The organism is Rahnella sp. BCC 1045, assembly GCF_019049615.1.
GTDB lineage: Bacteria > Pseudomonadota > Gammaproteobacteria > Enterobacterales > Enterobacteriaceae > Rahnella > Rahnella contaminans.
The window spans coordinates 17,309-38,751 of sequence record NZ_JAFMOZ010000138.1; the positions used below are offsets into that span (position 1 = coordinate 17,309).

The following is a 21,443-nucleotide window of genomic DNA, read 5'->3' on the forward strand; positions in this document are numbered from 1 at the left end:
AGTGTTACCTTACTTCTTCTTAGCCTCTTTGGTACGCACGACTTCGTCGGCGTAACGGACACCCTTGCCTTTATAAGGCTCAGGACGACGGTAGGCACGTAAATCCGCAGCAACCTGACCGATTACCTGCTTATCAGCGCCTTTCAGCACGATTTCAGTTTGGGTCGGACATTCTGCAGTAATGCCTTCCGGCAGTTGATGATCGACCGGGTGAGAAAAGCCTAAGGCTAAATTCACCACGTTGCCTTTAACAGCAGCACGATAACCAACACCTACCAGTTGAAGCTTTTTAGTGAAGCCGTCGGTAACACCTACAACCATAGAGTTCAACAGTGCACGAGTGGTACCCGCTTGGGCCCAACCATCTACAGCGCCTTCGCGTGGAGCGAAAGTCAGTGTATTTTCTTCCTGTTTTACTACTACAGCGTCATGGATAGTACGTGACAGCTCGCCGTTTTTACCCTTAATCGAAATAACCTGACCGTTGAGTTTAACCTCTACGCCGGCAGGAATGACGACGGGTGCTTTTGCAACACGAGACATTCTTTCCTCCCAATTAAGCTACGTAGCAGATAATCTCGCCACCAAGACCAGCCTGGCGAGCTGCACGATCGGTCATAACACCTTTAGAGGTAGAAATAACAGCAATACCCATACCAGCCATAACTTTAGGCAGCTCATCTTTTTTCTTGTAGATGCGCAGACCTGGACGGCTGATACGTTGAATGCTTTCTACCACTGGGCTTCCCTGGAAGTACTTCAGTACTAATTCCAGTTCAGGTTTGGCGTCGCCTTCGATTTTAAATTCTTCAATATAGCCTTCTTCCTTCAGCACGTTGGCAATAGCCACTTTCAGCTTGGAGGAAGGCATGGTGACCGCAACTTTGTTCGCGGCTTGACCGTTACGGATACGGGTCAGCATATCCGCGATCGGATCTTGCATGCTCATCTGTCTTTACTCCCGTGATTCAATTGGTGACAATTACCAGCTAGCCTTTTTAAGACCCGGAATTTCACCGCGCATAGCGGCTTCACGGACCTTAATACGGCTCAACCCGAACTTCCGCAGGAAAGCATGCGGACGACCAGTTTGACGGCAGCGGTTACGCTGACGAGACGGGCTGGAATCACGCGGCAGAGACTGCAGCTTAAGAACCGCATCCCAACGATCTTCGTCGGATGAGTTCACACCAGAGATAATAGCTTTCAATTCCTCGCGTTTAGCGCGGTATTTATCAGCCAGTTTTACGCGAACGACTTCGCGTGCTTTCATGGATTGCTTAGCCATTAGTAACCCTGCCTTACTTGCGGAACGGGAAGTTAAAGGCTGTCAGCAATGCACGGCCTTCATCATCGGATTTCGCAGTAGTGGTGATAGTAATATCTAAACCACGAACGCGATCGACTTTATCATAATCGATTTCCGGGAAGATGATCTGTTCACGCACGCCCATGCTGTAGTTACCACGACCATCGAAAGACTTAGCAGACAAGCCGCGGAAGTCACGAATACGTGGAACAGCAATAGAGACCAGACGCTCAAAGAACTCCCACATGCGTTCGCCGCGGAGGGTTACTTTACAGCCGATCGGATAGCCCTGACGGATTTTGAAGCCTGCAACTGATTTGCGTGCTTTGGTGATCAGCGGTTTTTGACCGGAGATTGCTGCCAGGTCAGCTGCTGCGTTATCCAGCAGTTTCTTGTCAGCGATCGCTTCACCAACACCCATGTTCAGGGTGATCTTCTCGACCCGAGGGACTTGCATGACAGAATTGTAACCAAACTCAGCCATGAGTTTTTTTACGACATCGTCTTTGTAGTAATCATGCAGTTTCGCCATCGTACTACTCCAAATTACTTGATAGTTACGCTGTTAGACTTGAAGAAACGTACTTTTTTGCCGTCTTCGAATCTAAAGCCTACACGGTCCGCCTTGCCAGTAGCCGTGTTGAAGAGAGCAACGTTAGAAACCGGAATTGCAGCTTCTTTTTCAACGATGCCACCTGGTTGATTCAGGGCCGGTACAGGCTTCTGATGTTTTTTAACCAGGTTGATACCTTCAACAATGACCTTGCCAGAAGACAGGACATTTTTTACTTTACCGCGCTTACCTTTATCTTTACCGGTAAGCAGGATAACTTCGTCATCACGACGGATTTTCGCTGCCATGGTTCGCTCCTTAGAGTACTTCTGGTGCCAGAGAGATAATTTTCATGAACTTCTCATTACGCAGTTCACGAGTTACCGGCCCAAAAATACGCGTGCCGATTGGCTGCTCGCTGTTATTGTTTAAAATAACGCATGCATTACCATCGAAGCGAATGACAGAACCGTCCGGGCGACGAACACCCTTCTTGGTGCGCACCACTACCGCCTTCAGCACATCGCCTTTCTTCACCTTACCGCGAGGAATTGCTTCCTTGATGGTAATTTTGATGATGTCGCCGACGCCTGCGTAGCGACGGTGCGAGCCACCTAGAACCTTGATACACATTACGCGACGTGCACCGGAGTTGTCGGCCACGGTCAGCATAGTCTGTTCTTGGATCATGTTAGTGCTCCGCTAATGTCAACTACAACTTTAGGACCCAGGATAGGTCGTTAAGAAATCCCCACAATATGAGGGCGCGGCATTATAACACCGGTTCCCGATTATGGGTAGAAAAAATAAACGGCCCACGTACATGAGCCGTTTATCTATTTTTGAGAGGCGCTACTGTATTACAGAATCGCTTTCTCTACAACGCGAACCAAGGTCCAAGACTTAGTCTTAGACAGTGGACGGCATTCGCTGATTTCTACAACGTCGCCGATACCACATTCATTGTTCTCGTCATGTACGTGCAATTTAGTCGTACGCTTGATGAATTTACCGTAGATCGGGTGTTTCACCACACGTTCAATCGCAACAACGATGGATTTTTCCATTTTGTCACTGATTACACGACCCTGCAGAGTACGGATCTTGTCAGTCATTACGCACCCGCCTTTTCAGTCAGTAAAGTCTTCACACGTGCAACATCACGACGCACTTGTTTCAACAGGTGTGTTTGCTGCAACTGGCCACTTGCCGTTTGCATGCGCAGGTTAAACTGCTCACGCAAAAGGTTCAGCAGCTCAGTGTTCAGCTCTTCCACGCTTTTTTCGCGCAGCTCTTGTGCTTTCATTACATCACCGTCTTAGTTACAAAGGTGGTTTTGATAGGCAGTTTGGCTGCTGCCAGCTGGAAGGCTTCACGAGCCAGCTCTTCAGGCACACCGTCCATTTCGTACAGGACTTTACCAGGCTGAATCAAAGCAACCCAATACTCTACGTTGCCTTTACCTTTACCCATACGAACTTCGAGCGGTTTCTCGGTGATCGGTTTGTCCGGGAATACTCGGATCCAGATCTTACCTTGACGCTTAACTGCACGGGTCATCGCACGACGTGCTGCTTCAATTTGACGAGCAGTCAGACGACCACGGCCAACAGCTTTCAGACCGTAAGTGCCGAAGCTCACATCCGTACCTTGCGCAAGACCACGGTTGCGGCCCTTGTGCACCTTACGGAATTTTGTACGCTTTGGTTGTAACATCAGCGACTCTCCTTACTTGCGGCCTTTACGCTGCTGCTTTTTAGGTTGAGCAGCCGGTTCCGGTTGTTCAACTGCAGCCATACCACCCAGGATCTCACCTTTGAAGATCCATACCTTAACGCCGATTACACCATAAGTGGTGTGCGCTTCAGATGTGTTGTAATCGATATCCGCACGCAGAGTATGCAACGGAACACGACCTTCACGGTACCATTCGGTACGCGCGATTTCAGCACCGCCAAGGCGGCCGCTTACTTCAACTTTGATACCTTTAGCGCCAAGACGCATTGCGTTCTGTACAGCACGCTTCATAGCACGACGGAACATAACACGACGTTCCAGCTGTGAGGTGATGCTGTCAGCAACCAATTTTGCGTCCAGTTCCGGTTTACGGACTTCGGCGATGTTAATCTGCGCAGGAACGCCAGCGATATCCGCTACGACCTTACGCAGTTTTTCGACATCTTCACCTTTCTTGCCGATAACGATGCCAGGACGAGCAGTGTGAATAGTCACACGGATGCTCTTCGCTGGACGCTCGATAACGATGCGAGAAACGGAAGCTTTCGCCAGTTCTTTAGTCAAGAATTGGCGAACTTTAAAGTCGCTGTCCAGGTTGTCAGCGAATTCTTTGGTATTCGCATACCAAGTAGAGTTCCAAGGTTTGACAATACCCAGGCGAATACCATTAGGATGTACTTTCTGACCCATTGCTAGTCTCCAGAGTCTCAGCGATCGGACACAACCACAGTGATGTGGCTGGTGCGCTTCAGAATGCGATCTGCACGACCTTTTGCACGAGGCATAATGCGCTTCATGCTTGGGCCTTCGTCTACGAAAATCTTCGTGACTTTCAGATCATCGATGTCAGCGCCATCGTTGTGTTCTGCGTTAGCAATGGCAGACTCCAGTACCTTCTTAACCAGACCAGCAGCTTTCTTGTTGGTGTAGGCCAGAGTTTCCAGAGCTTGCGACACTTTCTTACCGCGAATCAGGTCCGCAACAAGGCGAACCTTCTGAGCAGAAGAACGAGCGTGGCGATGTTTAGCGATAGTTTCCATCTCTTCCTCCTACCTTAGCGCTTTTTAGCTTTTTTATCAGCCGCATGGCCGCGATAAGTACGAGTCGGCGCGAATTCACCCAGTTTGTGACCGACCATTTCATCGGAAACAAATACTGGTACGTGCTGACGACCATTATGGACAGCGATGGTCAAACCGATCATGTTAGGAAAGATCGTTGAACGACGGGACCAAGTGCGCAAAGGCTTCTTGTCACCGCTTTCCACCGCTTTCTCTACCTTCTTCAGCAAGTGCAGGTCAATAAAAGGACCTTTCTTGAGAGAACGTGGCATGGCTTATCCTCTAATTATTTTTTGCTACGGCGACGTACAATGAATTTATCAGTACGCTTGTTGCTACGGGTCTTCTTACCTTTGGTTTGAACGCCCCACGGAGTTACCGGGTGCTTACCAAAGTTACGACCTTCACCACCACCGTGTGGGTGATCGACTGGGTTCATCGCAGTACCGCGAACGGTAGGACGAATACCACGCCAACGTGCAGCACCTGCTTTACCCAGAACACGAAGCATATGTTCAGAGTTACCGACTTCACCTAAGGTGGCGCGGCAATCAACTTGAACTTTACGCATTTCGCCAGAGCGCAGACGCAGAGTTACGTAGGAACCGTCACGAGCAACGATCTGAACGTAGGCACCGGCTGAACGAGCCATCTGGCCGCCTTTACCTGGTTTCATTTCTACGTTGTGAACCGTTGAACCTACTGGGATGTTACGCATAGGCAGGGCGTTACCTGTCTTGATTGCAGCATCAACGCCAGATTGGATCTGGTCACCCACTTTCAGGCCTTTCGGCGCCAGGATATAACGGCGTTCGCCATCTTTGTACAGAACCAGCGCGATGTTCGCGGAACGGTTCGGATCGTACTCCAGACGCTCAACCACTGCAGCGATACCATCTTTGTTGCGTTTGAAGTCAACCAGACGATAATGCTGTTTGTGGCCACCACCGATATGACGGGTGGTGATACGGCCATTGTTGTTACGGCCACCGCTTTTGCTCAGTTTTTCAAGCAGCGGGGCAAAAGGTTTACCCTTGTGCAGCTCAGGGTTAACCACTTTAACAACGTGGCGACGACCCGGAGATGTAGGTTTACATTTAACAATTGCCATTGTTCTTACTCCTCCGACTTACTCAGCGCCGCTGATGAAGTCCAGATTCTGGCCTTCTTTCAGGGTGACGTAAGCTTTTTTCCAGTCGCTACGACGACCAACACGCTGACCGTGACGTTTAACTTTGCCTTTAACCAGCAAGGTGTTCACATCTTCGACTTCGACTTCAAACAGTTTCGAAACCGCAGCTTTGATTTCTGCTTTAGTCGCGTCTTTGGCAACTTTGAGAACGATGGTGTTGTTCTTTTCCATCGCAGTAGAAGCTTTTTCAGAAACGTGCGGCGCGCGCAGCACTTTCAGCAGACGTTCTTCACGAATCATGCCAGCATCTCCTCAACTTGCTTCACAGCGTCAGCAGTCATAACCACTTTGTCGAAGGCGATCAGGCTTACTGGATCGATACCTGCTACATCGCGAACGTCAACCTTGTACAGGTTACGTGCGGCCAGGAACAGATTCTCGTCGACTTCGCCAGTTACAATCAGCACGTCTTCCAGAGCCATGTCTTTCAGTTTCTGTGCCAGCAGCTTAGTTTTAGGCGCTTCAACAGAGAACGTCTCGACAACGATCAAACGATCTTGACGTACCAGTTCGGACAGGATGCTTTTCAGCGCGCCGCGGTACATCTTTTTATTTACTTTTTGACTGTGGTCCTGTGGCTTGGCAGCGAAGGTTACACCACCGGAACGCCAGATCGGGCTCTTTACAGAACCTGAACGCGCACGGCCAGTACCTTTCTGACGCCAAGGTTTTTTACCGGAACCAGTTACTTCAGCACGGGTCTTCTGAGCACGAGTACCTTGACGGGCACCTGCTGCATAAGCAACAACGACCTGGTGTACCAGCGCTTCATTGAAATCACGCCCGAAGGTAGTTTCGGAAACAGTCAGCGCGCTCTGCGCGTCTTTCACTACTAATTCCATTCCTATCTCCTCGACGTTAAGCCTTAACAGCAGGTTTAACGATCAGGTTGCCACCGGTAGCACCCGGAACAGCACCCTTGACCAGCAGCAGGTTGCGCTCAGCGTCAACACGTACTACGTCCAGGCTTTGAACGGTTACACGCTCGTTACCCAGTTGGCCTGCCATTTTCTTGCCTTTGAACACTTTGCCCGGAGTCTGGTTCTGACCGATAGAACCCGGAACACGGTGAGACAAGGAGTTACCGTGGGTAGCGTCTTGGGTACGGAAATTCCAGCGCTTAACTGTGCCAGCAAAACCTTTACCTTTAGAAGTACCGGTAACATCAACTTTCTTAACGTCTGCGAAAATTTCAACGCTAATGTTTTGACCTGCAGTGAACTCTTCACCTTCTGCAAGGCGGAATTCCCACAGACCGCGGCCAGCTTCAACGCCAGCTTTAGCGAAGTGACCCGCTTCTGGTTTGGTTACACGGTTAGCTTTTTTGCTACCAGTAGTAACCTGCACAGCACGGTAACCATCGTTGTCCAGGTCTTTGACCTGAGTAACGCGGTTTGCTTCAATTTCGATAACGGTTACAGGGATAGAAACGCCATCTTCTGTGAAGATACGAGTCATACCCACTTTCTTACCGACTAAACCAATCATTGTTTCAACCTCTCAATCGCTCAATGACCCTGATTAACCCAGGCTGATCTGCACGTCTACACCAGCAGCCAGATCCAGACGCATCAGAGCATCAACGGTTTTCTCGGTTGGCTCAACGATGTCAACCAGACGCTTGTGAGTGCGAATCTCATACTGATCGCGCGCATCTTTATTGACGTGCGGAGAAATCAGAATGGTAAAGCGCTCTTTGCGGGTCGGCAGCGGGATTGGACCACGAACTTGCGCACCAGTGCGCTTCGCAGTCTCAACGATTTCCGCAGTTGATTGATCGATCAGACGATGATCAAACGCTTTCAGGCGGATACGGATTCTTTGGTTCTGCATGAGACCAGAGCTCCAATTATTTTAAACGTAAATGATTACTCCTCATACCCATTTCGATTGATGGGAGAGTGTAATCGTTCTTAACATAACCCCCATATCGGGAGTATTGTCGACCGACAAGTAAACTTATCAGCCAGCTGATTCTTATCGAATCAGACTTACCAAGATTAGGTAAGCCCGCGCATTATACGTAAACAGGGAGAATAAGCAACAGACATTACCAAATGGAGTGCTTTTATTTTGCACTACCGTCAACTCGTTCCATCACCCACCTCATCACCTGAGTTTCAGGATCATTTATTGGCGGGCTGTATTACAACTGGGTGAGATATCAACATCCCGTTTCAGTCTTGATTCATAATGAATTCAGTTGGTCATTGCCTCTTCAGGCGCCAATATCATCCGTCATAAAAGATGTTATGACTTTGAATTAGCTAACGGGGGCATTCTTTGTACTATCCAATTTTATCTGAAGGTCAGTTTCAGGGAGTCGCCCGCTGTGTAGCTGCTTTCAGCGGCTTTTTGGCCGGTATGTTGCTCAATATCGTAGTTACCCGATTTATTCTAAAGTTTGCTTCGATTCCTGTGCCCCCGTTCACTCTGCCCGATATATCTTGTGCGAGAAGCTCTGATGAACCCGATCTATACCTGAAATCTCCGTTGCTTAGACAGATGAATTTTCGAAGGGCCAGCCTGTATTACCAGGACCAGCTTTCATACCGATCCCTTTTTGTCACCGGGAGCTGCACGCTCTTGTTTTTAGGTATGTCCTTTCTCTTCGATAATCCTATGGCCTGGCTGATAGTTTGTCTGTTTTCTTGTTTTCTCATCACATTGAGTGTTATCGACGCTTCAACATTCATTTTACCGGATGCCTTAACACAGCCGTTGCTGTGGCTCGGTCTGATGCTGAGTGCACTCGGTCATGGCGTGCCCGTTGAGTCTGCTATTTTCGGCGCAGTTTCAGGCTACTTGTCTCTTTGGTTTCTTTATTGGTGTTTGAGATTTGTGATAAAGAAAGAGGGGATGGGTTTTGGTGATTTTAAACTACTGGCAGCAATAGGCGCCTGGTCAGGCTGGGAAGCATTGCCTGCTGTATGTACACTGGCGGCATTAATCGGAATTTTTTATGCCGTGGTTTGGGGGAGGTTCTTACGACGGGGTAGTTTGATTCCTTTTGGCCCTGCCCTTTCAATATCTGGACTTCTGATTTACATCAGCCAGAGGAGTGACATTGCCTGGCTGATGTAATCGATGCTGCTATTGGGATGCTTCTTTGAGCTGGGACTGGATGTAGTTTTGTAACCCAATACGCCCAATTAATTCGATCTCAGTTTCGAGCCAATCGATATGGTGCTCTTCATCTGCAAGGATGGTGATCATTAAATCCCGGCTGACATAATCATGGACTGAATCAGCGTAAGCAATCCCTTCTCTCAGGTCTTTGGCCCCATCGAGTTCAAGTACTAAATCTGACTTCAGCATCTCCTCAACATCTTCGCCAATATTGAGCTTTCCGAGATCTTGAAGATTTGGGATGCCTTCGAGGAAAAGTATGCGTTCAATGTAAATATCGGCATGTTTCATTTCGTCGATAGACTCATGATACTCGATACCATTCAGGCGCATTAAGCCCCAGTTTTTGAACATTCGGGCATGCAGAAAATACTGGTTAATTGCAACCAGCTCATTTCCAAGAAGTTTGTTGAGATGAGCAATGACTTTTTTATCGCCTTTCATAGGTAACTCCTCCGTTCCGGTATCTAAAGCGTAGATCCGGCACAGAGTAAGTCAAAAAAAAGGCACACTTTTTAACGAAGTATTTTTACGCGATGTTTTTGAACTCTGGGATTTGTTGTAATTCATCTTCCATTATCTGTCGTGCAGCCCGCACACATTTTCCACACTGAGTTCCTACTGGAACAAAATTTCTGAGCTGCTGGAACGTTTGTGGCTGGTAACGCCTGACGGCCTGTCTGATCGTTTTATCACTGACCGAATTACATAAACACACGTACATATAAACCACACTTCGTCTAAATCTTAGGCTTACTGTAAATGAGAATGGTTATTATTGCAAATCCTGTTTATGCTCTTTATCTCACAAAAATTAGAAAATAAAAAAGGGTGCCGAGGCACCCTTTTTTGCTCTTAATTATCAGCGATTAAGCGATAACTTTAGCAACAACACCAGCGCCTACAGTACGGCCGCCTTCACGGATTGCGAAACGCAGACCGTCATCCATCGCGATTGGGTGGATCAAGGTAACAACCATTTTGATGTTGTCGCCTGGCATTACCATTTCAACGCCTTCTGGCAGTTCGATAGTACCGGTCACGTCAGTTGTACGGAAGTAGAACTGTGGACGGTAGCCTTTGAAGAATGGAGTATGACGGCCACCTTCATCTTTGCTCAGAATATAAACTTCAGATTCGAACTGGGTGTGTGGTTTGATTGAACCTGGTTTTGCCAGAACTTGACCACGTTCGATATCTTCACGTTTGATACCACGCAGCAGAACACCAACGTTCTCGCCTGCACGGCCTTCGTCCAGCAGTTTGCGGAACATTTCAACGCCAGTACAAGTTGATTTCACGGTATCTTTGATACCAACGATTTCAACTTCTTCGCCGACTTTAACGATACCGCGCTCTACACGACCGGTTACAACTGTACCACGACCAGAGATGGAGAATACGTCTTCGATTGGCAGCAGGAATGGCTTGTCAATTGCACGTTCTGGTTCCGGGATGTAAGAATCCAGGAAGCCAGCCAGTTCAATGATTTTTGCTTCGTAGTCTGCATCGCCTTCCAGTGCTTTCAGCGCTGAACCGCGAACAACCGGAGTGTCATCGCCTGGGAAGTCGTACATAGACAGAAGTTCACGAACTTCCATTTCTACCAGTTCCAGCAGCTCTTCATCATCAACCATGTCACATTTGTTCAGGAACACGATGATGTAAGGAACGCCAACCTGGCGACCCAGCAGGATGTGCTCACGCGTCTGAGGCATAGGGCCGTCAGTTGCAGCAACAACCAGGATCGCGCCGTCCATCTGAGCAGCACCGGTGATCATGTTTTTCACGTAGTCGGCGTGCCCTGGGCAGTCAACGTGCGCGTAGTGACGGCTTGGGGTGTCATATTCAACGTGTGAAGTGTTGATGGTGATACCACGAGCTTTTTCTTCTGGTGCGTTATCGATCTGGTCGAATGCGCGTGCAGAACCGCCGTAGGTTTTAGCCAGAACGGTAGTGATTGCTGCAGTCAGGGTAGTTTTACCGTGGTCAACGTGGCCGATAGTACCAACGTTAACGTGCGGTTTTGTACGTTCAAATTTTTCTTTAGACACGGCTATATTCCTTACTCTTGTGCTCTCCCTTCATAGAGAGAGCACGGGATCATTGTGTTTAAACCAGTGGCTTATTTGCCACGAGCTTCAATAACGGCCAGGGCCACGTTATTTGGCGCATCATCATACTTCAGGAATTCCATGGAGTAAGATGCACGGCCTTTGGTCAGTGAACGCAGCTGAGTTGCATAACCGAACATTTCGGAAAGCGGAACTTCAGCATGAATCACAACGCCAGTAGCGTTAGATTCTTGGCCTTTCAGCATACCACGACGACGGCTAAGGTCACCGATGACGTCACCGGTGTTCTCTTCCGGAGTTTCTACTTCAACCTTCATGATCGGCTCAAGCAGAACTGGTTTCGCTTTCTTAAAGCCATCTTTGAAGGCGATAGAAGCGGCCAGTTTAAACGCCAGCTCGGAGGAGTCGACATCATGGTAAGAACCGAAGTGCAGACGCACGCCCAGATCGACTACCGGATAACCCGCCAGTGGACCAGACTTCAGCTGTTCCTGGATGCCTTTGTCAATCGCGCCGATGAATTCACCAGGAATTACACCGCCTTTGATTTCGTTGACAAACTCGTATCCTTTCGGATTCGTGCCAGGTTCTAATGGGTACATGTCGATCACAACGTGACCATACTGACCACGACCACCAGACTGCTTAGCGTGTTTACCTTCAACATCGGTAACTTTCGCGCGGATAGCTTCACGGTATGCAACCTGCGGCTTACCGACGTTAGCTTCAACGTTAAATTCACGACGCATACGGTCAACCAGGATATCCAGGTGAAGCTCACCCATACCTGCGATGATTGTCTGGCCAGATTCCTCATCAGTCCAAACGCGGAATGATGGGTCTTCTTTTGCCAGACGGCCCAGAGCCAGACCCATTTTTTCCTGGTCAGCTTTGGTTTTTGGTTCTACCGCAACGGAGATTACCGGCTCAGGGAATTCCATGCGTTCCAGGATAATCACATTATCCGGATCACACAGGGTATCACCTGTAGTCACGTCTTTCAGACCGATCGCAGCAGCGATATCGCCCGCACGAACTTCTTTGATTTCTTCACGCTTGTTAGCGTGCATCTGAACGATACGACCCAGACGTTCACGCTGAGATTTCACTGGGTTAAATACAGTGTCACCTGAATTGACGAGACCGGAATAAACACGGAAGAACGTCAAGTTACCCACGAATGGGTCAGTAGCGATTTTGAACGCCAGAGCAGAGAACGGCTCTGAATCGTCAGAATGGCGAACTGCCGGAGTGTCTTTACCGTCGTCCAACAGACCGTTGATAGCTTCAACGTCAGTCGGTGCTGGCAGATACTCAACAACAGCATCCAGCATTGCCTGTACGCCTTTGTTTTTAAACGCAGAACCACAGGTAACCAGGATGATTTCGTTGTTTAGAACGCGCTTACGCAGAGAAGTTTTGATCTCTTCTTCAGTCAGCTCTTCGCCACCAAAGAATTTCTCCATCAGCTCATCAGAGCCTTCAGCTGCGGACTCAACCAGTTTCTGACGCCATTCTTCAGCCAGTTCTTGCATGTTGGCAGGGATTTCTTCGTATTCGAAGGTAACCCCCTGATCAGCTTCGTTCCAGTTGATAGCTTTCATCTTCACCAGGTCAACAACACCGGTGAATTTCTCTTCCGCGCCGATTGCCAATTGCAGTGGCACCGGAGTTGCGCCCAGACGTTTTTCAATCTGGTCAACAACTTTCAGGAAGTTAGCACCCATACGGTCCATTTTGTTAACGAACGCGATACGAGGAACTTTATATTTGTTTGCCTGACGCCATACGGTCTCAGACTGTGGCTGAACACCACCAACAGCACAGTAAACCATTACCGCGCCATCAAGAACACGCATGGAACGTTCAACTTCGATGGTGAAGTCAACGTGCCCTGGGGTGTCGATGATGTTGATGTGGTGTGGTTCGAACTGCTTAGCCATACCTGACCAGAAACAGGTGGTCGCAGCGGACGTGATGGTAATACCACGTTCCTGCTCCTGTTCCATCCAGTCCATGGTGGCTGCGCCATCATGCACTTCACCGATTTTGTGGTTTACACCGGTGTAGAACAGAACACGTTCGGTAGTGGTTGTCTTACCGGCGTCGATGTGAGCACTGATACCAATGTTACGGTAGCGCTCAATGGGTGTTTTACGAGCCATTTGATTCCTCTATAACTAGGACGTTCAAGTTCAGTTAACCCAAGCGGGTTGGCTTCTTGAAGCGCCCGCTTGGTTAGCATAACTACAGCGAAGTGATTACCAGCGGTAGTGGGCGAACGCCTTGTTGGCTTCAGCCATACGGTGAACGTCTTCACGTTTCTTAACTGCAGTACCTTTGTTCTCTGCAGCATCAGAAAGTTCGTTCGCCAGGCGGAGAGCCATGGATTTATCACCGCGTTTACGAGCAGCTTCAACGATCCAACGCATTGCCAGAGCATTACGACGAACCGGACGGACTTCAACTGGAACCTGATAAGTAGAACCACCTACGCGGCGGGACTTAACTTCGACAGTCGGACGAACGTTGTCCAGAGCGACTTCGAAAGCTTCCAGGTGGCCTTTACCGCTACGTTGAGCCAGGGTCTCAAGAGCAGTGTAGACGATTGCTTCTGCAGTAGATTTTTTACCATCTACCATCAGAATGTTTACGAATTTTGCCAGCAGTTCGGATCCGAACTTAGGATCTGGCAGGATTTTACGTTGACCAATGACGCGACGACGTGGCATGGAAATACTCCGTTGTTAATTCAGGATTGTCCAAAACTCTAAGAGTTTATTTTGACAGTAAAGTGAAAATGTTTGGCCTTACTTAACGGAGAACCATTAAGACTTCGGCTTTTTAACGCCGTATTTAGAACGAGATTGCTTACGATCCTTAACGCCTGAACAGTCCAGCGCGCCACGGACGGTGTGATAACGCACACCTGGCAAGTCTTTTACACGACCGCCACGGATCAGGATCACGGAGTGTTCCTGCAGGTTATGACCTTCACCGCCGATGTAGGAGGTAACTTCAAAACCGTTAGTCAAACGCACACGGCAGACTTTACGCAGTGCGGAGTTTGGTTTTTTAGGGGTGGTAGTATATACACGAGTACATACGCCACGTTTCTGCGGGCAAGCTTCCAGCGCTGGAACGTTGCTTTTAGCAACCTTCGTAGAGCGTGGTTTGCGTACCAGCTGATTAATTGTTGCCATTAAAAAGCTCCTGGATTTTGGTTCATAAACTACTTTGTAAACGCGTGATAAATCGCCCCACAAAAAGCATTAGCTAATATGGGGACGCAGAATTTTAGGGCTGACCTAAGAGGGTGTCAAGAAATATACAGCACATCGTTGATTCACCATGCTGTTTGCTGGGTGTGTTTCTCAGTCAGCGCGACGAATCCAGTATAGTCGATCAACGTTATTTTGTGCGAAATTTGACCAACCAATCCTCTGGCCGCCAGATCCTCGCTGAGGACATAGACTGACTGAACATGCTGACTCAGCAGATCACAGGCTTCACTGTCATGGAGCGCCGCGAGTACTCCATCCTGCATCAGCAAAAGCGCGTCATCCGATGCAATCATCTTAAGAAGCAATGAAAAATCACAATGTTGCGGAGAACTGGAAAGGGTAAAAAGCATGGGATTTCCTGATTTAAAACGTCATCACCACATCGTAACTCGCCAGCCGGTCGCGGATTTCAGCCACAGACAGCGGCTCAACGTCCAGCACCCATTCATGCCCGGCAGATAAACCGCGAGCCTTCAGCGACTCGGTGCAGATAAAGCACTGGTCGACATCATAAAGGGGCAGCACACCGAACGTGGCGATATAATTACGGGCCAGAATTTTTTCAGGCTGCTGCGCAGGCATCAGTTGAAAAACGCCGTCTGCCATAAAAAAGACGCCGATATCTTCGGTAAGCGCTGAGGTGGCAAGCAGCGCATCGAGACCTTCGCGCCCGGCGGAAGAACCGTGCGGTCCTTGCGTGAATATAAACGCTACCTTCTTCATTATTGTTCTCTGCAATAGCACATCAGAACTGCACCATACGGTCACAGGCCAGCGAAGCTTCAGCAAGGCTGCCCAGGCCGGTCAGATGGAAACCCGGTTGCAGGTTAGTCTGACCATGCCCCTGATTATGGGCTTCCGTTTCGTCAATCACACCGCGACGCAAAGCCGCAGCAACACAAACATTCAGCGCCACCTGATGATCGGCTGCCATTCGCTGCCAGGATCTCACTAAATCGAATTCATCGGAGGCTGGCGCAGAAAGCAGGTTGCCGTTCAGTACGCCTTCGCGATAGAAAAAAACGCTGTCGAGCTGATGCCCGCTCGCAATGAGCGCCAGTGCGAACTGATACGCCGCACTGGCTTGCTGAGTTCCATACGCAGGACCGGTTACCAAAAGGCAGTAGCGGAGCTTCAACGTTCGTTCCCCACCAGGTCACCACTTTTAAACTGGCGGATATATAGATATACCGTGTGCTTAGAAATATTCAGACGGTCAGCCACCTGATTAATGGCATCTTTAATATCAAAAATACCTTTTTCATAGAGATTCAGCACAACCTGGCGGTTCTTCGCATTGTTAGAAACATTGCGGTCCGCATTCACTTCTTCAATGGTGAATTCCAGCGTCTGAGCGACCAGATCGTCAACCGACGACGCGAAGTTCACCGAAGAAGCGACTTCCTGCGTTTCCGGCGGCATGAAGGTCTGAATGATCTGCGAGAAAGGCACATCAAGATTCATGTTGATGCACAGCAGCCCGATGACACGCTGCTCACGGTTGCGGATGGCGATAGTCACCGACTTCATCAGCACACCGCTTTTAGCACGGGTGAAATAGGCTTTGGAGACATTGCTGTCAGCACCGGTCATGTCATGTAACATGCGCAGCGCGAGATCCGTAATCGGTGAGCCGATTTTGCGGCCGGTATGTTCGCCATTGGCGATGCGAACCGCAGAGCATTTCAGATCTTCCAGTGAATGAAGAACAATTTCGCAGTGCTCACCAATCAGCATAGCAAGCCCGTCCACCACGGCCTCGTATGAAGACAAAATTTCATGGTCGACCTGGCTGAAAGGACGTTGGTCCAGCAAATCCAGATCGCCGGTTTCGCCAGTTATAAGCGAATTAGACATCGAAGCTACCACCCTCTATATCGCGCCTTCCAACGGGAGTCAGAGCGCATTATTCATCGTTCCAGGGTCGTTACTGTATCAAAAGTACAGAAAAAACGGCCTTGCGAGTATATGGATCTGTGACGTTATGCCGGGCAGACAAAAGCGTCAAGTTATCATCATAGAGTAACCGCAATAAAATGAGGGGCTGGTTCAAATAAAAGTTACTGACGAAAAAAAACCGCCGCATTAAGCGACGGTTTCATGCAGCAACTGTGCGGTAGCTTAGTTAGCTTTCGGCGCAGCTTCGGCTTCAGCAGGTTTTTCAGCAGCTTTTGGATCAGCTTTTGGCGCTGCTTTCACGTCCAGCAGTTCAACATCGAACACCAGAGTGGAGTTAGCCGGGATCCCCGGGACGCCAGTTTTGCCGTAAGCCAGTTCTGGTGGGATGACCAGCTTGATTTTGCCGCCTTTCTTGATGTGTTTCAGGCCTTCGGTCCAGCCTGGGATAACACCGTCAAGACGGAAGGACAGTGGCTCGCCACGAGTATAAGAGTTATCGAACTCAGTCCCGTCGGTCAGGGTGCCTTTGTAGTTAACAACAACGGTATCGCTGTCTTTCGGCGCTGCGCCGGTACCTGGTTTCTCTACCTGATACAGCAAACCAGATTCAGTTTTCTTCACGCCTTTTTCTTTGGCGAAATCAGCACGGAATTTGTCGCCTTTGTCAGCGTTAGCTTTAGCGTCCTGCTCCATTTTAGCCTGTGCAGATGCTTTCACACGGCCTTCGAAGGTTTGCAGAGTTTGCTCGATTTCCTGGTCAGACAGTTTGCTTTTGTTTGCAAACGCGTCCTGAACACCGGCGATCAGCTGGTCTTTATCGAGTTTGATGCCCAGTTTTTCTTGTTCTTTCAGTGAATTGTCCATGTAACGGCCCAGAGATGCACCCAGTGCATACGCTGCCTGCTCGTCATCACTTTTGAACTTGGTCTTATCTGTTGCTGCCGGTGCAGCTGCAGCGGCTGGCGCAGGGGCAGCAGCGGCCGGTGCTGTGGCTTCAGCAGCCATAACCTGAGTGGCATTCAGGGCGATCGCCATGGTAGTTGCCAGCAGAGTTACTTTAAACAGTGATTTCATCCATTTCTCCAAGACCAGAAGTGTGTGACCTCTGGTAATAATTACGAAAGTTCGGCGGTTACTATAACTGTCCGTCTCACGACAAAACAATCTCTATACACGCCATTAGCGTCTTATTCCGACCTTTTTTGCATCAATTAGTTTCCTAAAATTATCAGGGCGTACAGATAAAGCGCCGCAGGTCAGGCAATCAGGCGGGTTTACGGGTAGAATCGCCGGTCTACAATACAGAATGAGGTTCCGGTCAGCGCTCAATCTGAGAGGCTTGGGACGCACAATGAGGGAATGATGATGGACTCAAACACCGTTGAACAACGTCTGGAGATGCTGGAGAACAAGCTGGCTTTTCAGGAAATTACTATCGAAGAGCTCAATCTGATCGTCACCCAGCATCAGCTGGAAATGAGCAGATTGCATGATCACCTGCGCCTGCTGACAGACAAGCTTCGCGCCAGTCAGCCGTCAATGATTGCCGATCAGTCGGAAGAAACGCCGCCGCCGCATTATTGATGCTGTTTCCGACGCAACAAAAAGGCGCCCTTCCGGCGCCTTTCGTTTTTATCGCTTTGCAGGCAAAGTGATCAGTGGCAACCACAGCCGCCGTTGCCGCCACAACCGCCTTTTTTACCGTGATCATGACCGTGGTCGTGATCATGGTCGTGGCCGTGACCACCGCAGCAACCGTCACCGTGTTCATGGTCGTGACCATGATCATGGCCGTGTTCGCCGTGAACGTGGCCGTGAGCCAGTTCTTCTTCAGTCGCTTCGCGGATAGCAACAACTTCAACGTGGAAGTTCAGATCCTGACCCGCCAGCATGTGGTTACCGTCAACCACAACGTGGTCGCCGTCAACTTCAGTGATTTCGACAGGAACCGGGCCCTGATCGGTGTCAGCCAGAAAACGCATGCCAACTTCCAGCTCGTCAACGCCCATGAAGACGTCTTTCGGTACGCGCTGAACCAGGTTTTCGTCGTAGTTTCCGTAAGCGTCGTTTGCGCCTACATGCACATCGAACACATCACCAACAGCGTGACCATCAAGTGCAGTTTCCAGACCGGAGATCAGGGAACCATGGCCGTGCAGGTAATCCAACGGTGCGCTCACCGGAGATTCGTCAACCAACACACCGTCTTCTGTACGTACCTGATATGCCACACTGATGACCAGGTCTTTTGCTACTTTCATGATAACTCCTACCGTTGGATACTCAATTTGTTGTCTGCGAACGTTTCGGGAACGATCGCTACTTCGCTTAAGGTTAATTCAGTGACGGCGTCTTTTGGATGAGATCATCCTGAAAATCACCGCCGGATAAATTTGGCGAAGAGTGTAGCGGAAATCCGCGTCTCTGTACTGAACAGCATAAAAAAACGCGAGCGATAACGCTACTTCGGATCGAAAATACCAATCACCTGCTCTTCCGGGCGCAGCTTCTTACTGACCTGCGCGTCGGTCTGCCGCTGGTGGTGTCCGCACTTCACGCACTCCACCACTTCGACCTGATCTTCCTGCCATAAAGCCAGTGTATCCATCGCCTTACATTTCGGACACACCGCACCAGCGATGAAACGTTTACGGGTAGACGCCATGTTAATTCTCCTGAAATTTTCGACATTGCTTCCGGTCATTTTTCATTCAGACGGCACAAAAAATTTTCGTCTGCCGGACTATTCATCATCGTCCCAGCCGTCAAGCTGACGCCGTTCGTTGTGCATTTCGCTCTGGAAGATATCTTCCAGCTCACGCCGCGCTTCTTTCACGCGGGAAATCTGCGCCACGTCGCCGCGGTTTTGCGGCACCAGTTCACGCAGCATCCGCATATCAAGACGGCGGAAATGCTGCTGAGCACGGTAGGCGCTGTGCGGATGCATGCCCAACGTCACCAGCGCCTTTTTCCCTAACTCCAGCGCACTGGAAAACGTCTCGCGAGAGAAGTTCGCCACACCGGCCTGCAACAACTCATGTGCTTCAACACGCCCCCGGGCGCGGGCAAGAATATTCAGATGCGGAAAATGCTGCTGGCAAAGATGCACGATGGTCATCGTATCTTCCGGCTCATCGCAGGTAATCACGATCGACTTCGCTTTTTCCGCGCCAGACGCCCTGAGCAATTCCAGTTCAGTTGCATCGCCGTAATACACTTTGTAGCCATAAGTCCGCATCAGCCCGACGGCGCTGATATCGCGCTCCAGCACGGTAATCCGCATTTTGTTCGCCATAAGCAGACGGCCAATCACCTGCCCGAAACGCCCGAACCCGACAATAATCACCTGCGGTTCATCATCCTGCACAAAGTGTTTTTCATCGCTTTCTTCACCGTCGTTGTAGCGGCGAACCAGAATGCGATCCACCCACTGCATCAGCAGCGGCGTGGTCATCATTGATAACGTCACCACCACCAGCAACAGCGAAAGCTGCGAGGAAGAAATGACTTTCTGCGCCCCCGCAGCCGAGAACAGTACGAAGGCAAACTCCCCGCCCTGACTGAGAACGGCAGAAAACTGCAACCTAACCGACGTCCGCAATCCAAAAATCCGCGAAAGCGCGTAAAGCACAGCCCCTTTGACGGTCACGAGAATAATGACGCCCGCCAGCACCAGCAGAATATGGGTGTAAAGCACGCCGAGATTGAGCGCCATGCCGACGGAAATAAAAAACAGCCCGAGCAGTAAACCCTTAAACGGCTCTATCGCGATTTCCAGTTCGTGCTGATATTCACTTTCGGCCAGTAAAATACCGGCGATGAACGTTCCGAGCGCCATCGAAAAGCCCAGCGTATCCATAAACAGCGCCGAGCCGAGCACCACGAGAAGCGCCGCGGCGGTAAACACTTCACGCACGCCGGAGGCCACAATCAGCCGGAAGATTGGCCGCAGCAGATAGCGCCCGCCGATCAACATGCCGCCGAAAGCCAGCACTTTCATGCCGATCATTTCCCAGTTATTGCTGCCTTCAGAACCGCCAGCCAGAATGGGGATCAGCGCCAAAGCCGGGATCACCGCGATATCCTGAAACAGCAGCACGGCAAAACCCAGCTGACCACCTTCATTACGCGTCATGCCCTTGTCGCGCATCAGCTGCAACGCCATCGCCGTTGATGACATCGCCAGCCCGATGCCGCCGATCACCGCCGCCTGCCAGGAGAATTTCGTCAGCCACAATAAACCGCCGAGCACCAGCGCGGTCAGAATCACCTGCCCGGCGCCGACGCCAAAAATTTGCCGCCGCAGCGCCCACAGTTTTCCCGGATTCAGCTCCAGCCCGATGATAAACATCAGGAACACTACGCCCAGCTCGGAGAAATGCAGAATTTCATCGACGTCGCGGATAAAGCCCAGCCCCCACGGGCCGATGGCGATCCCGGCCAGCAAATAACCGAGCACCGCGCCAATCCCTAAACGCTGGGCAACAGGAACTGCAACCACGGCCGCGAATAAAAACAGCAAGATCGCGGCGGGTAAATTTGAACCGTCCATCAGGCAATCCCTCCGTTCGGCAGCGGGGATTTCAGCCATTCGCCATAAGCTTCGGCGTGGCTTTGCAGCACATCGGGTTTCTGACGGCGCGCCCAGTAAATGATAATCGGCGTCATCCAGTGCATATGGCACATCGCCGACGTCAGCTCGAACGGACGCATAATGTCGGACATCGGGTAACGGTTATATCCGCCCGCTTTATACGCCCCTTCCGGCTCGCCGGTGGTCACAACCGAACGCCAGTATTTTCCGTTCAGCGCATTCCCGCCAGCACCACTGGCAAAACCACGCGCCAGAACGCGATCCATCCACTCTTTCAGCAGCGCCGGGCAACTGTAGGTATAAAGAGGATGTTGGAAAACAATCACTTTGTGGTCGCGGAGCAATTGTTGCTCGCGATGAATATCAATAAAGAAATCAGGATAGTGGGCGTACAAATCATGCACAGTGACATGTTCGAGCTGCTGGGCTTGTTGCAGTAAAACGCGGTTGGCGACCGAATCGGGTGATTCCGGGTGAGCGTAAAGCAGCAAAACCTTTGGTGGCTGCGACATCAATACCTCCAAAGCGTCGTCAGGGTGCGGTTTTTCCGTTACCATGCTTCGCAAAGACTAAATGGGACGCGATACGTCTTGTTTAAATCATTATCATG

The 21,443-nt window shown here is 50.0% G+C and carries 34 protein-coding genes; 2 read left to right on the top strand and 32 right to left on the bottom strand.

Translation table 11 applies throughout. The features are described from left to right. Positions 1–9 precede the first annotated feature (9 nt). The 17 genes from rplF to rpsJ all read right to left on the bottom strand — a co-directional run bounded on the left by rplF (position 10) and on the right by rpsJ (position 7,685). Positions 10–543, bottom strand: coding sequence for a 50S ribosomal protein L6 (gene rplF, locus J1782_RS19465; protein ID WP_013573698.1), 534 nt, complete (start codon positions 541–543; stop codon positions 10–12). 13 nt (positions 544–556) lie between these two features. After that, positions 557–949 carry a 30S ribosomal protein S8 gene (gene rpsH, locus J1782_RS19470; protein WP_104923581.1) on the bottom strand — a complete coding sequence of 131 codons (393 nt, stop codon included), beginning with the start codon at positions 947–949 and terminating at the stop codon, positions 557–559. 33 nt (positions 950–982) lie between these two features. Next, entirely contained in the window at positions 983–1,288 is a 306-nt protein-coding gene (rpsN, locus tag J1782_RS19475) for a 30S ribosomal protein S14 (RefSeq protein ID WP_013573696.1), read from the bottom strand. Between the two features lie 13 nt (positions 1,289–1,301). Then, positions 1,302–1,841 carry a 50S ribosomal protein L5 gene (rplE, locus tag J1782_RS19480; RefSeq protein ID WP_013573695.1) on the bottom strand — a complete coding sequence of 180 codons (540 nt, stop codon included), beginning with the start codon at positions 1,839–1,841 and terminating at the stop codon, positions 1,302–1,304. Positions 1,842–1,855: 14 nt separating this feature from the next. After that, positions 1,856–2,170 carry a 50S ribosomal protein L24 gene (gene rplX / locus J1782_RS19485; RefSeq protein WP_013573694.1) on the bottom strand — a complete coding sequence of 105 codons (315 nt, stop codon included), beginning with the start codon at positions 2,168–2,170 and terminating at the stop codon, positions 1,856–1,858. Positions 2,171–2,180: 10 nt separating this feature from the next. Further along, positions 2,181–2,552: a 50S ribosomal protein L14 gene (rplN, locus tag J1782_RS19490; RefSeq protein ID WP_008457164.1), complete on the bottom strand. Its 372-nt coding sequence runs from the start codon at positions 2,550–2,552 to the stop codon at positions 2,181–2,183. Positions 2,553–2,722: 170 nt separating this feature from the next. After that, positions 2,723–2,977: a 30S ribosomal protein S17 gene (gene rpsQ / locus J1782_RS19495; RefSeq protein WP_014333604.1), complete on the bottom strand. Its 255-nt coding sequence runs from the start codon at positions 2,975–2,977 to the stop codon at positions 2,723–2,725. Continuing rightward, positions 2,977–3,168 (bottom strand): 50S ribosomal protein L29, encoded by a 192-nt coding sequence (rpmC, locus tag J1782_RS19500; protein ID WP_013573692.1) that lies wholly within the window; start codon positions 3,166–3,168, stop codon positions 2,977–2,979. Before rpmC ends, rpsQ begins: the two co-directional genes overlap by 1 nt. Continuing rightward, the gene (rplP, locus tag J1782_RS19505; protein WP_009639183.1) at positions 3,168–3,578 is read right to left on the bottom strand and encodes a 50S ribosomal protein L16; all 411 of its coding nucleotides are present in this window, start codon (positions 3,576–3,578) and stop codon (positions 3,168–3,170) included. The genes rpmC and rplP overlap by 1 nt, the downstream gene beginning before the upstream one ends. Before the next feature lie 12 nt (positions 3,579–3,590). Next, a complete protein-coding gene (gene rpsC / locus J1782_RS19510; protein ID WP_004956187.1) occupies positions 3,591–4,289 on the bottom strand; it encodes a 30S ribosomal protein S3 in 699 nt (232 codons plus the stop codon). 17 nt (positions 4,290–4,306) lie between these two features. Then, complete coding sequence (gene rplV / locus J1782_RS19515) at positions 4,307–4,639, bottom strand: 50S ribosomal protein L22 (protein WP_004391423.1); 333 nt, start codon at positions 4,637–4,639, stop codon at positions 4,307–4,309. 14 nt (positions 4,640–4,653) lie between these two features. After that, positions 4,654–4,932: a 30S ribosomal protein S19 gene (gene rpsS, locus J1782_RS19520; protein WP_004929772.1), complete on the bottom strand. Its 279-nt coding sequence runs from the start codon at positions 4,930–4,932 to the stop codon at positions 4,654–4,656. A gap of 14 nt (positions 4,933–4,946) precedes the next feature. Continuing rightward, positions 4,947–5,771, bottom strand: coding sequence for a 50S ribosomal protein L2 (gene rplB / locus J1782_RS19525; protein WP_152327227.1), 825 nt, complete (start codon positions 5,769–5,771; stop codon positions 4,947–4,949). A gap of 18 nt (positions 5,772–5,789) precedes the next feature. Then, a complete protein-coding gene (gene rplW / locus J1782_RS19530) occupies positions 5,790–6,092 on the bottom strand; it encodes a 50S ribosomal protein L23 (protein ID WP_013573689.1) in 303 nt (100 codons plus the stop codon). After that, a complete protein-coding gene (gene rplD, locus J1782_RS19535) occupies positions 6,089–6,694 on the bottom strand; it encodes a 50S ribosomal protein L4 (RefSeq protein ID WP_013573688.1) in 606 nt (201 codons plus the stop codon). The genes rplW and rplD overlap by 4 nt, the downstream gene beginning before the upstream one ends. A 16-nt stretch (positions 6,695–6,710) precedes the next feature. Continuing rightward, on the bottom strand, positions 6,711–7,340 hold the full coding sequence (gene rplC / locus J1782_RS19540; RefSeq protein WP_013573687.1) for a 50S ribosomal protein L3: 630 nt from the start codon (positions 7,338–7,340) through the stop codon (positions 6,711–6,713). A gap of 33 nt (positions 7,341–7,373) precedes the next feature. Then, positions 7,374–7,685, bottom strand: coding sequence for a 30S ribosomal protein S10 (gene rpsJ / locus J1782_RS19545; RefSeq protein ID WP_009639175.1), 312 nt, complete (start codon positions 7,683–7,685; stop codon positions 7,374–7,376). A 450-nt stretch (positions 7,686–8,135) separates the two neighbouring features. Here rpsJ and J1782_RS19550 point away from each other — a divergent pair, with 450 nt between their 5' ends. Then, positions 8,136–8,936 (top strand): A24 family peptidase, encoded by an 801-nt coding sequence (locus J1782_RS19550; protein WP_217153754.1) that lies wholly within the window; start codon positions 8,136–8,138, stop codon positions 8,934–8,936. 9 nt (positions 8,937–8,945) lie between these two features. On the opposite strand, the gene bfr is transcribed toward J1782_RS19550, so the two are convergent. The 11 genes from bfr to fkpA form a co-directional block, all read right to left on the bottom strand. Beyond that, positions 8,946–9,425 (bottom strand): bacterioferritin, encoded by a 480-nt coding sequence (gene bfr / locus J1782_RS19555; RefSeq protein WP_101080138.1) that lies wholly within the window; start codon positions 9,423–9,425, stop codon positions 8,946–8,948. 85 nt (positions 9,426–9,510) lie between these two features. Then, on the bottom strand, positions 9,511–9,705 hold the full coding sequence (bfd, locus tag J1782_RS19560; protein ID WP_056778102.1) for a bacterioferritin-associated ferredoxin: 195 nt from the start codon (positions 9,703–9,705) through the stop codon (positions 9,511–9,513). Positions 9,706–9,850: 145 nt separating this feature from the next. Next, positions 9,851–11,035 carry an elongation factor Tu gene (gene tuf, locus J1782_RS19565; protein WP_165061132.1) on the bottom strand — a complete coding sequence of 395 codons (1,185 nt, stop codon included), beginning with the start codon at positions 11,033–11,035 and terminating at the stop codon, positions 9,851–9,853. Between the two features lie 71 nt (positions 11,036–11,106). Further along, positions 11,107–13,221 (bottom strand): elongation factor G, encoded by a 2,115-nt coding sequence (fusA, locus tag J1782_RS19570; protein ID WP_152327473.1) that lies wholly within the window; start codon positions 13,219–13,221, stop codon positions 11,107–11,109. Between the two features lie 96 nt (positions 13,222–13,317). Continuing rightward, positions 13,318–13,788, bottom strand: coding sequence for a 30S ribosomal protein S7 (gene rpsG / locus J1782_RS19575; protein ID WP_005969574.1), 471 nt, complete (start codon positions 13,786–13,788; stop codon positions 13,318–13,320). Positions 13,789–13,884: 96 nt separating this feature from the next. Next, the gene (gene rpsL, locus J1782_RS19580; RefSeq protein WP_013573668.1) at positions 13,885–14,259 is read right to left on the bottom strand and encodes a 30S ribosomal protein S12; all 375 of its coding nucleotides are present in this window, start codon (positions 14,257–14,259) and stop codon (positions 13,885–13,887) included. 143 nt (positions 14,260–14,402) lie between these two features. Further along, positions 14,403–14,690: a sulfurtransferase complex subunit TusB gene (tusB, locus tag J1782_RS19585; RefSeq protein WP_208950323.1), complete on the bottom strand. Its 288-nt coding sequence runs from the start codon at positions 14,688–14,690 to the stop codon at positions 14,403–14,405. A 13-nt stretch (positions 14,691–14,703) separates the two neighbouring features. After that, positions 14,704–15,063, bottom strand: a complete 360-nt coding sequence (gene tusC, locus J1782_RS19590; RefSeq protein WP_152327475.1) for a sulfurtransferase complex subunit TusC — start codon at positions 15,061–15,063, stop codon at positions 14,704–14,706. 22 nt (positions 15,064–15,085) lie between these two features. Beyond that, positions 15,086–15,478: a sulfurtransferase complex subunit TusD gene (tusD, locus tag J1782_RS19595; protein WP_217153755.1), complete on the bottom strand. Its 393-nt coding sequence runs from the start codon at positions 15,476–15,478 to the stop codon at positions 15,086–15,088. Beyond that, positions 15,475–16,197 (bottom strand): transcriptional regulator, encoded by a 723-nt coding sequence (locus J1782_RS19600; protein ID WP_165061123.1) that lies wholly within the window; start codon positions 16,195–16,197, stop codon positions 15,475–15,477. The genes tusD and J1782_RS19600 overlap by 4 nt, the downstream gene beginning before the upstream one ends. A gap of 264 nt (positions 16,198–16,461) precedes the next feature. Further along, positions 16,462–17,313, bottom strand: coding sequence for an FKBP-type peptidyl-prolyl cis-trans isomerase (fkpA, locus tag J1782_RS19605; RefSeq protein WP_101077417.1), 852 nt, complete (start codon positions 17,311–17,313; stop codon positions 16,462–16,464). A 291-nt stretch (positions 17,314–17,604) separates the two neighbouring features. On the opposite strand from fkpA, the gene J1782_RS19610 reads away from it, so the two are divergent. After that, a complete protein-coding gene (locus J1782_RS19610; protein WP_112288598.1) occupies positions 17,605–17,823 on the top strand; it encodes a protein SlyX in 219 nt (72 codons plus the stop codon). 71 nt (positions 17,824–17,894) lie between these two features. Here the strand turns inward: J1782_RS19610 and slyD are convergent, their stop codons facing one another. The 4 genes from slyD to kefG form a co-directional block, all read right to left on the bottom strand. Then, complete coding sequence (gene slyD / locus J1782_RS19615) at positions 17,895–18,500, bottom strand: peptidylprolyl isomerase (protein ID WP_152327477.1); 606 nt, start codon at positions 18,498–18,500, stop codon at positions 17,895–17,897. Positions 18,501–18,700: 200 nt separating this feature from the next. Then, on the bottom strand, positions 18,701–18,904 hold the full coding sequence (locus J1782_RS19620) for a YheV family putative zinc ribbon protein (protein ID WP_104923594.1): 204 nt from the start codon (positions 18,902–18,904) through the stop codon (positions 18,701–18,703). A gap of 78 nt (positions 18,905–18,982) precedes the next feature. Then, entirely contained in the window at positions 18,983–20,791 is a 1,809-nt protein-coding gene (gene kefB / locus J1782_RS19625; protein WP_152327478.1) for a glutathione-regulated potassium-efflux system protein KefB, read from the bottom strand. After that, on the bottom strand, positions 20,791–21,345 hold the full coding sequence (gene kefG, locus J1782_RS19630) for a glutathione-regulated potassium-efflux system ancillary protein KefG (RefSeq protein WP_101077422.1): 555 nt from the start codon (positions 21,343–21,345) through the stop codon (positions 20,791–20,793). The genes kefB and kefG overlap by 1 nt, the downstream gene beginning before the upstream one ends. Positions 21,346–21,443 lie beyond the last annotated feature (98 nt).

Excerpts from the sequence above, each read along its gene's own strand:
- rplX (WP_013573694.1), bottom strand. The coding sequence starts at position 2,170 with ATGGCAGCGAAAATCCGTCGTGATGACGAAGTTATCCTGCTTACCGGT.
- rplB (WP_152327227.1), bottom strand. The coding sequence starts at position 5,771 with ATGGCAATTGTTAAATGTAAACCTACATCTCCGGGTCGTCGCCACGTT.
- bfd (WP_056778102.1), bottom strand. The coding sequence starts at position 9,705 with ATGTACGTGTGTTTATGTAATTCGGTCAGTGATAAAACGATCAGACAG.
- fkpA (WP_101077417.1), bottom strand. The coding sequence starts at position 17,313 with ATGAAATCACTGTTTAAAGTAACTCTGCTGGCAACTACCATGGCGATC.
- J1782_RS19620 (WP_104923594.1), bottom strand. The coding sequence starts at position 18,904 with ATGGCGTCTACCCGTAAACGTTTCATCGCTGGTGCGGTGTGTCCGAAA.
- fusA (WP_152327473.1), bottom strand. The coding sequence starts at position 13,221 with ATGGCTCGTAAAACACCCATTGAGCGCTACCGTAACATTGGTATCAGT.
- tusB (WP_208950323.1), bottom strand. The coding sequence starts at position 14,690 with ATGCTTTTTACCCTTTCCAGTTCTCCGCAACATTGTGATTTTTCATTG.
- rplF (WP_013573698.1), bottom strand. The coding sequence starts at position 543 with ATGTCTCGTGTTGCAAAAGCACCCGTCGTCATTCCTGCCGGCGTAGAG.
- rplV (WP_004391423.1), bottom strand. The coding sequence starts at position 4,639 with ATGGAAACTATCGCTAAACATCGCCACGCTCGTTCTTCTGCTCAGAAG.
- bfr (WP_101080138.1), bottom strand. The coding sequence starts at position 9,425 with ATGAAAGGCGATAAAAAAGTCATTGCTCATCTCAACAAACTTCTTGGA.
- rpsN (WP_013573696.1), bottom strand. The coding sequence starts at position 1,288 with ATGGCTAAGCAATCCATGAAAGCACGCGAAGTCGTTCGCGTAAAACTG.
- rpsQ (WP_014333604.1), bottom strand. The coding sequence starts at position 2,977 with ATGACTGACAAGATCCGTACTCTGCAGGGTCGTGTAATCAGTGACAAA.
- rpsC (WP_004956187.1), bottom strand. The coding sequence starts at position 4,289 with ATGGGTCAGAAAGTACATCCTAATGGTATTCGCCTGGGTATTGTCAAA.
- rpsG (WP_005969574.1), bottom strand. The coding sequence starts at position 13,788 with ATGCCACGTCGTCGCGTCATTGGTCAACGTAAAATCCTGCCAGATCCT.
- slyD (WP_152327477.1), bottom strand. The coding sequence starts at position 18,500 with ATGAAAGTAGCAAAAGACCTGGTCATCAGTGTGGCATATCAGGTACGT.
- tusC (WP_152327475.1), bottom strand. The coding sequence starts at position 15,063 with ATGAAGAAGGTAGCGTTTATATTCACGCAAGGACCGCACGGTTCTTCC.
- rplC (WP_013573687.1), bottom strand. The coding sequence starts at position 7,340 with ATGATTGGTTTAGTCGGTAAGAAAGTGGGTATGACTCGTATCTTCACA.
- rpsJ (WP_009639175.1), bottom strand. The coding sequence starts at position 7,685 with ATGCAGAACCAAAGAATCCGTATCCGCCTGAAAGCGTTTGATCATCGT.
- rplE (WP_013573695.1), bottom strand. The coding sequence starts at position 1,841 with ATGGCGAAACTGCATGATTACTACAAAGACGATGTCGTAAAAAAACTC.
- rpsH (WP_104923581.1), bottom strand. The coding sequence starts at position 949 with ATGAGCATGCAAGATCCGATCGCGGATATGCTGACCCGTATCCGTAAC.
- rpsS (WP_004929772.1), bottom strand. The coding sequence starts at position 4,932 with ATGCCACGTTCTCTCAAGAAAGGTCCTTTTATTGACCTGCACTTGCTG.
- kefG (WP_101077422.1), bottom strand. The coding sequence starts at position 21,345 with ATGTCGCAGCCACCAAAGGTTTTGCTGCTTTACGCTCACCCGGAATCA.
- J1782_RS19600 (WP_165061123.1), bottom strand. The coding sequence starts at position 16,197 with ATGTCTAATTCGCTTATAACTGGCGAAACCGGCGATCTGGATTTGCTG.
- rplD (WP_013573688.1), bottom strand. The coding sequence starts at position 6,694 with ATGGAATTAGTAGTGAAAGACGCGCAGAGCGCGCTGACTGTTTCCGAA.
- kefB (WP_152327478.1), bottom strand. The coding sequence starts at position 20,791 with ATGGACGGTTCAAATTTACCCGCCGCGATCTTGCTGTTTTTATTCGCG.
- rpmC (WP_013573692.1), bottom strand. The coding sequence starts at position 3,168 with ATGAAAGCACAAGAGCTGCGCGAAAAAAGCGTGGAAGAGCTGAACACT.
- rplP (WP_009639183.1), bottom strand. The coding sequence starts at position 3,578 with ATGTTACAACCAAAGCGTACAAAATTCCGTAAGGTGCACAAGGGCCGC.
- rpsL (WP_013573668.1), bottom strand. The coding sequence starts at position 14,259 with ATGGCAACAATTAATCAGCTGGTACGCAAACCACGCTCTACGAAGGTT.
- rplN (WP_008457164.1), bottom strand. The coding sequence starts at position 2,552 with ATGATCCAAGAACAGACTATGCTGACCGTGGCCGACAACTCCGGTGCA.
- rplW (WP_013573689.1), bottom strand. The coding sequence starts at position 6,092 with ATGATTCGTGAAGAACGTCTGCTGAAAGTGCTGCGCGCGCCGCACGTT.
- J1782_RS19610 (WP_112288598.1), top strand. The coding sequence starts at position 17,605 with ATGGACTCAAACACCGTTGAACAACGTCTGGAGATGCTGGAGAACAAG.